This window comes from Microvirga tunisiensis (assembly GCF_009296175.1).
GTDB lineage: Bacteria > Pseudomonadota > Alphaproteobacteria > Rhizobiales > Beijerinckiaceae > Microvirga > Microvirga tunisiensis.
The window spans coordinates 35,048-44,717 of the sequence record NZ_VOSK01000031.1 but is presented as its reverse complement, the minus strand read 5'-3'; the positions used below and the strand labels follow the sequence as shown (position 1 = coordinate 44,717).

The 9,670-nt window shown below is 63.6% G+C and carries 7 protein-coding genes and 2 pseudogenes; 5 read left to right on the top strand and 4 right to left on the bottom strand.

Annotation, left to right across the window (positions count from 1 at the left end; genetic code table 11):
• Nucleotides 1-458: 458 nt before the first annotated feature.
• On the bottom strand, nucleotides 459-962 hold the full coding sequence (locus tag FS320_RS11285; protein WP_152711550.1) for a transposase: 504 nt from the start codon (nucleotides 960-962) through the stop codon (nucleotides 459-461).
• 119 nt (nucleotides 963-1,081) lie between these two features.
• A pseudogene (locus FS320_RS11280) lies at nucleotides 1,082-2,352 on the bottom strand (IS256 family transposase).
• An 890-nt stretch (nucleotides 2,353-3,242) separates the two neighbouring features.
• Here FS320_RS11280 and FS320_RS49730 point away from each other — a divergent pair.
• The 3 genes and pseudogenes from FS320_RS49730 to FS320_RS11265 all read left to right on the top strand — a co-directional run.
• Complete coding sequence (locus FS320_RS49730) at nucleotides 3,243-3,368, top strand: hypothetical protein (RefSeq protein WP_274597165.1); 126 nt, start codon at nucleotides 3,243-3,245, stop codon at nucleotides 3,366-3,368.
• Entirely contained in the window at nucleotides 3,365-3,634 is a 270-nt protein-coding gene (locus tag FS320_RS11270; protein ID WP_152711548.1) for a hypothetical protein, read from the top strand. The genes FS320_RS49730 and FS320_RS11270 overlap by 4 nt, the downstream gene beginning before the upstream one ends.
• Before the next feature lie 255 nt (nucleotides 3,635-3,889).
• Nucleotides 3,890-4,792 (top strand): annotated as a pseudogene (locus FS320_RS11265) (NAD-dependent epimerase/dehydratase family protein); the annotation flags it as partial.
• A 528-nt stretch (nucleotides 4,793-5,320) separates the two neighbouring features.
• On the opposite strand, the gene FS320_RS11260 reads toward FS320_RS11265, so the two are convergent.
• Together FS320_RS11260 and FS320_RS11255 are read right to left on the bottom strand one after the other, a co-directional pair.
• Nucleotides 5,321-6,907 (bottom strand): IS66 family transposase, encoded by a 1,587-nt coding sequence (locus FS320_RS11260; RefSeq protein WP_152711547.1) that lies wholly within the window; start codon nucleotides 6,905-6,907, stop codon nucleotides 5,321-5,323.
• A gap of 113 nt (nucleotides 6,908-7,020) precedes the next feature.
• Complete coding sequence (locus tag FS320_RS11255; RefSeq protein ID WP_152711546.1) at nucleotides 7,021-7,656, bottom strand: DUF4440 domain-containing protein; 636 nt, start codon at nucleotides 7,654-7,656, stop codon at nucleotides 7,021-7,023.
• A gap of 410 nt (nucleotides 7,657-8,066) precedes the next feature.
• Between FS320_RS11255 and FS320_RS11250 the strand changes: the two genes are divergently transcribed.
• Together FS320_RS11250 and FS320_RS11245 are read left to right on the top strand one after the other, a co-directional pair.
• On the top strand, nucleotides 8,067-8,378 hold the full coding sequence (locus tag FS320_RS11250) for a hypothetical protein (RefSeq protein WP_152711545.1): 312 nt from the start codon (nucleotides 8,067-8,069) through the stop codon (nucleotides 8,376-8,378).
• A 231-nt stretch (nucleotides 8,379-8,609) separates the two neighbouring features.
• The gene (locus FS320_RS11245; protein WP_152711544.1) at nucleotides 8,610-9,563 is read left to right on the top strand and encodes a 2-hydroxyacid dehydrogenase; all 954 of its coding nucleotides are present in this window, start codon (nucleotides 8,610-8,612) and stop codon (nucleotides 9,561-9,563) included.
• The last annotated feature ends 107 nt before the right edge of the window (nucleotides 9,564-9,670 follow it).

The window sequence follows — 9,670 nt, the reverse complement described above, 5'->3', positions numbered from 1 at the left end:
ATGCGTTTGCCCGGCAAATGCGGCTCCATCCGATCCCACTGGTGATCTTTCAACATCAGACGAACTCCGCTCACCCAAGCCTCCGCGCCCAAAAGGAGCTTGAATCAGATTTGCGAGTCCGTCGAAAGCCTGAATGTCAACGCGCTCTAGGGGGGTACCAGGGGTGGAGCGTTACTGGCGCAGAATGCTGGGCAGCCGCAGCCGTGATAGCGGGCGCCTCAGCTGGAGCACTTTCAACCAGATCAAAGACCGGAGCCCGCTCCTGCGCCCCAAACTGCGGCTCCCCCATCGGGACCTGCAGGCCCTCGCGGTGCTGTGAACCAACTGCCGAAGAGCGTGGTGCGGTAGCTCCGCACGCCACGTTCTGTGGGAACCGGGGCGGGTGACCGCCTCCGGTGACCCGGTGCGGATAGAAAGGTACCGGCTACGGCAACTCGCTAAGTGGTGCATCCGGGAATTCATGCGACCCTCGGCAGCAGGGCGATACCAGGAGCGCGACGTGGCCGATGTCGGCGGCGTTGGCCCCAGACGAAGGGGTGGCGGTGTGCATTCCAGTAGACCGTGGAGCGGTGGATCGCATCGATGATCTCGTCCCAGGTCTCGAAGCGCCGACCCGCTAATGCGAGGGAACGCAGGATCTTCCACCAGGGCTCGATCAGGTTGAGGTAAGCGGCGTACTTGAGCTGGAACACCATCTCCCAGCGTGGATGCGCCAGCACAAACAGCAGCACGTCCGTCGTGCGATGGGAGCTCAGGTTATCCATGATGGCGTAGACCCACTCGGTCGTGCGCGGGATCCAGCTCTCAACGTGGTCGAGGAAGTCGACCCAAGGCGCACTGCCGCGTCCCGGGTACGGATGCGTGAAGGCTTCGCCGGTTGCCGGACAAAACGCGCCAAAGACATAGCCTTTGGCGCGGCGGCCATAATCGATCTCTTGTCGGGCTCGCTCGGGTACTGTCATATATGGACATCGGATAATCGCGGGTAGCGCGAGAGCTCCGGCGGAGACACGCCTAGGCAGCGGCGCGAGGGCTGTAGAAATTCGAGTAGCGCAGTCTCCGGCATGGGCAGGGTAACGGGTCAGGCGGCGAGGTCAATGGTCTCCTGACCCGATGAGAGTTTAGGAAGCGTCGTCCAGCCATCGACTTTGCGCATGGTGATCTGACCAGACGCCAGCAAGGCCCAGAACAGCATGGCGGCGGTTGCCGCCGAGGGTAGCACCGTCTGGGTCTTGATCCGCCGCTTGAACTCCTCATGCAGCCGTTCAATGGCGTTGGTGGTCCGTGCCGATTTCCATTGCGAGGGCGGCAGCGTCGTGAACGCAAACAGCGCCTCGCCCGCCTCCTCCAGGCTGTCGGCTACTGTGGGATGGCGCAGCCGCCACTTGCGCAGAAAGGCCGTGCGCCGCTCCGCGATCTCCTCGGCCGTGGAGGCATAGATCATGTCGGTGTAATCCGCCGTGATCTCATCATAAAGGCGCTTGGGCGCTTGGGCGCATGGGCGAGCAGGTTGCGGTGCTTGTGCACCGTGCAGCGCTGAAGCGGAACCCCGTCCCACACCGCTGCCAGCGCACTCTCCAGGCCCGGTGCTCCGTCCACGATCACAAAGGCTGGCCGACGCAGCTGGCGCCTGACGAGATCATCCAGCACCGCCCGCCAGGCGGCCTGCGTCTCGCCGCCCATGTTCTTGACCGCCAGCAGCACCTTCTGGCCGTCCTCACGGATGCCGATCACCACCAGCAGCGAGATCGAAGTAGCCTTCCTGTCGAGCCGGACGCGTACCACGGTGCCGTCGAGGATCAGCCGCACGATCGGCTCGTCGGCGAGCGAGCGCTGGTTCCAGGCCTGCCAGTCGGTCTGCACCTGGCGCCAGACCCGGCTGACCGTGTCCTTGCCGACCGCCCCGCCAAACAAGGCCGCCAGGGCTCGGCGCACCCGACGGGTGTTGGTGCCGGCCAGGTAGGCCGAGGCGATCAGGGCATCGGCCGCCTTGGTGCGGCGCTGATAAGCGCGGAGTGCCCCGCTGCGCCACTCAATGGTGGTGCCATCCTCAGCCTGCAGGCGCGCCCGCGGTACGGATATCTCGGTTGTGCCGAAGGTGCCGGTGAGCGCGCGCGACCGGCGGCCATGGCGATAGCCGCGGGTGCAGGCCGCTGGCTCGTGCGCGCCCTTGCGGCCATAGCGCGGCCGGCCGAGCGCAGCGTCGAGTTCGGCTTGGATGAGGGCTTCGATCCAGTCGCGGACCCGCTCGCGCACACCCGTCTCGATCGGGTCGATCCAATCGTCGAAAAGTCGGGCTTGCGGCTGGCTGGCCGGATGCGCTGCATCTGTCTTGCTGATAAGGTCCGTCATGGCGTGGTCTCCCGCGGGACCGGAGCGCTCCAACGCCCGAATCCCGCTGTGTGGGTTGCAACACCCGGAGACTACGCCACCCTTTCAAAAGTCTACCACCTCTCGGACGGCACCCTGGCGGGGACCGGCTCCCGCAGAAACGACCTCAAAGCCCCAGAGCCGGCGTCGTGCTCAGAAGCCGGTTATTGCCGAACCGCAAGCCGAGGCTGATCGGGCCTGATCTGCTCCCGCAGGCTCGGGCGGCGTATGATTTTGCTTTAGCGCTCCGGATCCTGGTAACGTCCGACCTGCTCATATCGAGCTCATGGACGTTGATCATCATCTTGATCTGCCGGTTCCCGCACTTCGAGCACGGAGCCGGAGCGCCGGTAGGAGGAGCACCCAAGCCAATACGAGAACTTGTCCTTCCCATTATCGAAAGAGACCACCAGCCATCTGACGGGCGCTTTCCTTCGGGGGTGCAGTTGAGCGAGCGATCAACCGCGAATTAAACATCCAGTTAGTGTGGCTTTGCCAACACAGCGACAGAATTCAGTTCAAAATTAAATTCCGTAAACGATTACATAAGCGACATGGGATTTCCGCTTGCTTCGCTCGGGGGTAATTGCCTTGCGGGGCCCGGGCCCCGCGGCCGCAACTCTGAGGAGTGTTCTTCCTCGCTCCAACTCGGACTGCTGGCAACGGCAGCCTTTTTCGAGCTGCCTGGAGTGTGTTGATGGAGCTCGAGGACGCGGCGGATCAGCAGCCGAACGCCACACCTGTGGATCATCAATGTTTTGAGATCACGAGCGACGCGCCATCCGATGCCTGATCCGACCCATTCGCAACAAACCGGTGTCCTCGAGCACCGGGGTTATCAGATCCGGCTGAGCCTCATCGGAGCAGAGTGGATGGCTTTCGTAGCACTGCCCAAGCAGCGCCCGACCCTGATGCTGGCTCCGGATCGTGAGGCTGTGATCGCTATGGCTCACGAGTGGATCGAGGTACAGGTCCGGTCCGCTGGGGAATCCACATGACCTATAGCCTTATCCAACTCGCACCCGGCGCCTATGACCTTCTCCTCAAGGGGGAGATCGTCGGGAGCGTTGTGCGCAGCGGGGCGCGCCGCAGCGATACGTGCTGGACGGCCGAACTGATTGAAGATCTGCCCGAGAGCAAGCGGCCTGCTCCTTTCGCCGAGATTGAGCATTCCTTTGGCACCCTTCAGGAGTTGTGCGAGTGGCTCGGCACCACAGAGGTCAAGAGCAACTTCGGGTTGAGCCCAGTAGCCCGAAGCTCCTGAGTTGCATGCGCTGGCCTACCCGTCCTCGGACCAAATGCTGATGGAATGGCTGCCGAACCCGGAGGCGACGAGGGCCCAACGGCGTGAGCCTGGAAGGGCCTTGCTCGTTTCGTCATGCAACAGCCACCCCATCTATGTTAGGGGCGCCTGATCGCCTTTCTTGCGGCAGGATACAGAAGCATGGTTATGGCATTCGGCAGTTCTCGGGGGGAGTGAGACCGTGGCGGACATAGGAGGTTACACGTTGTCCTCGGCGCCACCGGCGGCGCCGGTCGGGCCTTCGTGGCCGAGCTGGCACGCCAGGGCCATCGCGTGCGGGCGGTCAGCCGCAGCGGCTCTGACCTATGGTCCAAAGGCGTCGAGGCCGTCACGGCCGACATCCTGCGCCCCGACGAGGTTCGAAAGGCCTGCCGGGATGCGGCGGTTGTTTATCACGCAGCGAACGTGCCGTACGCGCAGTGGCAGCAGGTCCTGCCGGCGATGACCGAGAGCGTGATCGCCGCCGCCTCCGCCGCCGATGCCGTGCTCGTGGTGGCTGACAACCTCTACATGTACGGCCCCTCGAGCGGTCCGATGACCGAGGATAGCCCGCGCCGGGCGAGCGGTCCCAAGGGGCAATTGCGGGCCCGCCTGGAAGAGGCGTTTCTGGCCGCTCACAGGAGCGGCCAGGTCGGTGTTGCGATTGGCCGCGGCTCGGGCTTCTATGGCCCCCATGCCAACTCAGCCGCCAACCTGCTGGTGATCCAGCCGGCCCTGCGGGGCAAGACGGCCTCCTGGCTCGGCTCGCTGGATGCGCCGCACACCCTCAGCTACCTGCCGGACTTTGCCCGCGGTCTGATCACTCTCGGGACGAATGCCCGCGCCTGGGGTGAGGTCTGGCACATTCCGAGCGGCCCGCCAGCGACGGGTCGGACCTTCATCGCCGAGGTGTTCGACGCCCTCGGCCAGCCGCCCCGGATGCGGCGGCTCGGGCGGGGCATGCTGACGCTGGCCGGCCTGTTCAATCGTCAGATCCGCGAGGCCCGTGAGGTGCTCTATCAGTTCGAGCAGCCGTTCGTGATGGACATGTCCAAGTTCGAGCGCACGTTCGGCGGCTCGGTCACGCCGCTGCGGGAGGGCGTTCGACAGACCATCGCCGCCCTGCAATCCACCGTCTGAAAAGAGCATGAAGAGGTGTGGGGATTGGTTTTGCCCAGTAGGAAGAGGGGCGTTTCAGAGCGGACAGCGGTAGGCAGCCATGGCCAATCTCGTTTCCAGGTCTCGGCCGGCCGACCGACTACCCACGAGACCTCATGCTCCCCCAGTCCCGCGTGAACCCGATGCAGGCGCCCGCGGCTCGCCCTCATTGAGAGATCAAAGACATAGCCGAGGCCGTAGGGCAGACGTTTGTATTTCAGGTGGGATTTTGGAGTTTCATTTGAGGCGGCCAAACCGCTCCGGCGCCGTTCTACTGCGCTTGATGAAAGTCGCATCGCGGATCCGAAAGGCTCCGCTGGCATAGGGCAACTTCAGGGAAGTGCTTTCCAAATCGCCAAATCCCATCATGACGTGCAAATCGACAATTTGGCCAAACTAAGCACAATGAGTGATTGGAAGAGATGCAGACAGGAAGTATAAAATTAAAAGAGTTTGGGCCCGAACGCAGGCAGAGCGGATCAGGCGTAACAGGGGCAAAAAGTCGGGCCATCAGGCTGGGGAGCAGCGAGCCCTCACGAGGTCGGCAAGGCCCGGGACAGCGGGAGCATGGGCGACCCTGAGCCTGTCCCCGAGATAATCCCAGAACGAGAGCCCGAGCTTGCGGCAGGTCTTGGACAACCCGAGAAAAGCGTCTCGGCATGCTCGTCCCATATCGGAGCGCGTGCCGGCGCTGATCTTACGCCGGATCACCTGAGCCCGGATGTCGTTTTCAGACCCGTTGGTGTGCAGCGGGATCTCCGGGCGCTCGAGTACCCGCAGCAACTCCGTCTTGTTCGCCCGCAGGCGCCCGAGCAGGCGGTCGAGGGTGGCAAAGCCGGTCCGGTGCGCAAAGATCCGGTCAAAGCGTCTGCGCAACTCGCTTCGCCGGCGCCGCGACGGCTCATAGCGATAGAGCTTCAGATCCCGGTAGAACCACCACACCAGCCGCCGCATCCGTGTCTGGGCCGCGCGCTGATGATCCGTGAAGGTGTCGAGCTGATGGATCAGCCGCTCGGCATGCACCCAGCACAACGCGTGCTCGCCCACATCGAACTGACCGGCATCGTCGCTGAGGATCACCGTGTCCGGCAGAAAACCGTGCGCTTTGAGGCTGCCCCACACGGCTCCCTCCGTGGCCAGTCGCACCGGATCGAGCGTGCCGGGCCGGCTGGGCATCGCCACCTGCTCCAGATGCCGCTGCCAGGCCGGGGGATCGCTGAAGGTCGTCTCGGACGCTTGCGCCAGACGCGCGATCAGAGGCTGCGGCAAGGCCCGCTGGCGCATGTAGGCCAAGGCCTCGGCATTGACGACATAGTCCGTGTGGCCCGCTCGTAGAAGCTCGAGGAAGTTGAGCCGGCTCTTGGAGGTGGTGGTGCCAAACCAGGTGAAGTGATCGTTGCCGATCTGGGTGCAGGTGCCGTTGCGGCCCTGATGCCGTGCGCCGGTGTCATCGACACTGATCCAGCGCGCGGTCCTCAGGCCCGCCCGCAGCACCGCGGTGGCTTCCTGGCGAAACAGACCGTCCGCATCACCGAGCAGGCGCCCGACCTGACGCTTGGAAATCAGGACCCCCAGCAGGGTGAGATGTTCGACCAGGCGCGGGATGGTGAGTTGGCCCTGATGGTAGAGCGCCAGCACATAGCGGTGCAGGTCCGGTCCGAAATGCCCGACGATGCCGTCTGGCAGCGGCGCCACGATGGGATGGCCGTCCGGCGTCAGCCAGCGCTCGCGGCGGATACGGATCCCGTGGGATCGCACGACGAGGTCTTGAACCAAGAAGTCTTCATAGCCCTTGAAGCGCGACCCGGCCGGAACGGCGGCACGCATGACACGCTCCTCATGGATGGTGAGCTGTGAGGCTTTGGGGCCACGCCGCCCGGGCTTGCGGCCGGAGCGGGGCGAAGCTGTTTGGGTGTCCATGCCGCTGGGCGTGCGCGGCTTGATTGTGGGGCGCCCTTTGAGGTCCTTGAGCCGGGCGATCTCCTCACGCTGGGTGGCAACCAGGCGCTCCAGCTCGGCGACGCGGCCCAGCAGCTCCAGCACCAACTGCTTCAGATCGGCGTTCGACAGGCCATCAAGATCAGGGGCCGGTGACATGCAGGGGATTGAATCAGAATTGTCGCTGCGCCGGAACCCCGACCCGGCAGCTCAGCGTCTCACGCCAAAATGGCTATAGCGGCTCAAAAATCGGGAATCTCACACCAAAGTGCCTAGCGACACAGGGCCTCCTGCGCCAGGCAGCCGTAGACGCCCTCAATGACCCAGGCATCCGCGGCCGCAGCCTCGCGGACCATGGCGCCCGCCGCATTCTGGTCGCGACGCGCGGTGTCGCAGCCCGGCTCCCAATGGATCATGTCCAGATCGACTGCTTCGACGCCGAGGATCTTCGCCAGCCGCTGGGCGAGCCAGCTTTTGCCCGATCCGCCATTGCCGACGATCACGGTGCGGCGGAATTGGTCGCGGCTAACGTTGTCGCCCGGCAGCGGGGTCCCCTGATGGAGGGTCATGCGCCAGCCGACGGCTTCATGCCTCCAGATGGAGCTGCGGAGGAATCGTGCCTCTCCCGGCGTGTCTTTCCTGCGGCGTGTGACACGGTAGGTGACCGGCACGAGGTCCCCGGCCAGTGACCGGACAGTGAAGTCCGTAATCTCACGCTCGATAGGAGGTGGATTCGCCTGCTCCTCGGCAAGTGCCGCGAGCATGAGTGCCTTGTCATAAACCCGGCCAGACGCCCCGAACTCGACGAAGTCGTCGGCAAGCAGCGCGTCGGTCCTTTCGCGAGAGCTGCGAGTTTCCGGACGGAGAAGCTCCTCCTCGAGGTTCTGGAACAGCTTCTGGTCCAACATCACGATCTCCTCGGTTCGCCGGCACGTTGGCTCGACGGGCTGGTAGCTTCTTATTTCGCCTGTGAACACTGTCGCGTGCAACTGGACGGCGGTCGACGCGGATGCCACGCTCCGGAGTCACTCCCCACAAAGCGACAGAGAATGCAAGCCAGCCTGTTCCTCGGCGTCACAAGCCCGTCGACGAAGCGCAAAGCGTCGAAGCTGACTGCCAGCGTGCACCTGCAGGGCCATCCCGAGTATCGGCCGTACTTCGACCCAGACATGATCGCCCATCATGGCATGCCTGAGAGGGTGTCGACGGCGGCCGCATCGTCCTCTATCGCGGACGGAACGAGAGCATCCTCAAGGGCCTCGAGGACGAGGTCGCGATCGTCACCGATCCGCCCTATGGCATCGACTTCAAGGAGGGCGTGTCAGGCAGAGCTGCCGAGGGCTGCACGAGCCTGCGACGGCTGGCGACCCTCGGCAAGCCGATCATGGGCGATAACAAGCCGTTCGACCCTGCGCCGTTCAAACGCTTCGACTTCGTACTGCTCTTCGGCGCGAACCATTACATGGGCCGCCTGTGGGACGGCGGCAGCATGCACGCCTGGGACAAGACCGGTGGCGGCTACGGCCCGAAGGATTCGTTCTCCGACGTCGAGATGGTGTGGCTCAACCGCCCGATGAAGAAGAGCTACGTCTTCCATCATCTCTGGAAAGGCGTGTGTCAGCCCTCGTAGAAGGGCGAGCGCCGTTATCATCCCTGTCAGAAGCCGATCGCTGTTATGGAATGGTGTCTGTCGTTCGCGCCAGAGGGTCTGACCGTCGTCGATCCCTTCATTGGGTTGCCCGAGAGGCCGTGTGCCGATTGACAGGTGCCACCGGCTTATTATGGTATGATCGTTCCATAAGTTGCGCGTCGGGTGAGCGACCACCGCTCAACGTCGCATTCCACCTGAAAGGTTGTCTCCTTGTCCAAGCCGACCGTCCTGCTCGCCTGTGATTTCTCGGATCGATTCAAGCAACTGCTGACGGACCGATATAAGGTACTCGGACCCATGCCGCGGTCGGCGCCCGACGCTTTACCGGTGGGGGCTTCCGCTGCCCTGGCGCTGGTGACGAAAGGCGGGCTGCAAACGGATCGCGCTTTGATCGAAGCGCTTCCCGAACTCGGCCTCGTCTCCTATTTTGGGACCGGCTTCGAGGGCATTGATCTCCAGGCGGCATCAGAACACGGGTTGACTGTAACACATAGCCCCGGCGCTAACGCGTCGAGCGTGGCGGATTTCGCCATGGGTCTGGTACTAGCCTCGACGCGGCAGATTCTCGCCGCCGACCGCTTCGTGCGGGAGGGGCGCTGGACGGGGAATAGTCTCGTCAGCATGGCGGCCGTTCCCGGCCTGACCGGCGCGCGGCTCGGCATCTACGGCTTTGGCGCTGTCGGTCGTAAGCTCGCATCACGGGCTGCCGCCTTCGAGATGAAAATTGCCTATCACAGCCGAACGCCCAAATCAGACACCGCCTGTTCCTATAAAGCAAGCGTACGAGAACTGGCCGAATGGGCCGACATCCTCATCGTGGCGGTTCGCGCCGATCCTTCCAACTACCATATCGTTGACCGTTCGCTTTTGGCCGCGCTCGGTTTGAACGGTCATGTCGTTAACGTGGCCCGAGGCTCACTGATCGATGCGGATGCGCTTGCCGAAGCGCTGGAGCAGGGAATGATCGCCGGGGCGGCGCTCGACGTATTCGAGAATGAGCCTACTGTGCCAGACCGACTTCTCAACGCGCCGAACTTGATCCTCTCACCGCACATCGCCTTTGCCAGCACCGGCGCCCGGAACGCCCAGGAGGACATGGTGCTCGCTAATCTGGAGGCTTTCTTCGACAACCGTGCGGTGCCGAACCCGATCGACCCCTTCTAACAGCCGCTATTCGCCATCGTCCACCCCTAACTATCACCGGCACCGTCATGCTGCGGTCGCAGTTCAAAGCGCTGCATTGACAAGCCCGTCGATAGTGTTATGGTATG

What these genes read in the sequence shown, in the direction of transcription:
- FS320_RS11255 (WP_152711546.1), bottom strand. Translation starts at nt 7,656, where the DNA reads ATGTTGGACCAGAAGCTGTTCCAGAACCTCGAGGAGGAGCTTCTCCGT.
- FS320_RS11260 (WP_152711547.1), bottom strand. Translation starts at nt 6,907, where the DNA reads ATGTCACCGGCCCCTGATCTTGATGGCCTGTCGAACGCCGATCTGAAG.
- FS320_RS49730 (WP_274597165.1), top strand. Translation starts at nt 3,243, where the DNA reads ATGGCTTTCGTAGCACTGCCCAAGCAGCGCCCGACCCTGATGCTGGCT.
- FS320_RS11270 (WP_152711548.1), top strand. Translation starts at nt 3,365, where the DNA reads ATGACCTATAGCCTTATCCAACTCGCACCCGGCGCCTATGACCTTCTC.
- FS320_RS11285 (WP_152711550.1), bottom strand. Translation starts at nt 962, where the DNA reads ATGACAGTACCCGAGCGAGCCCGACAAGAGATCGATTATGGCCGCCGC.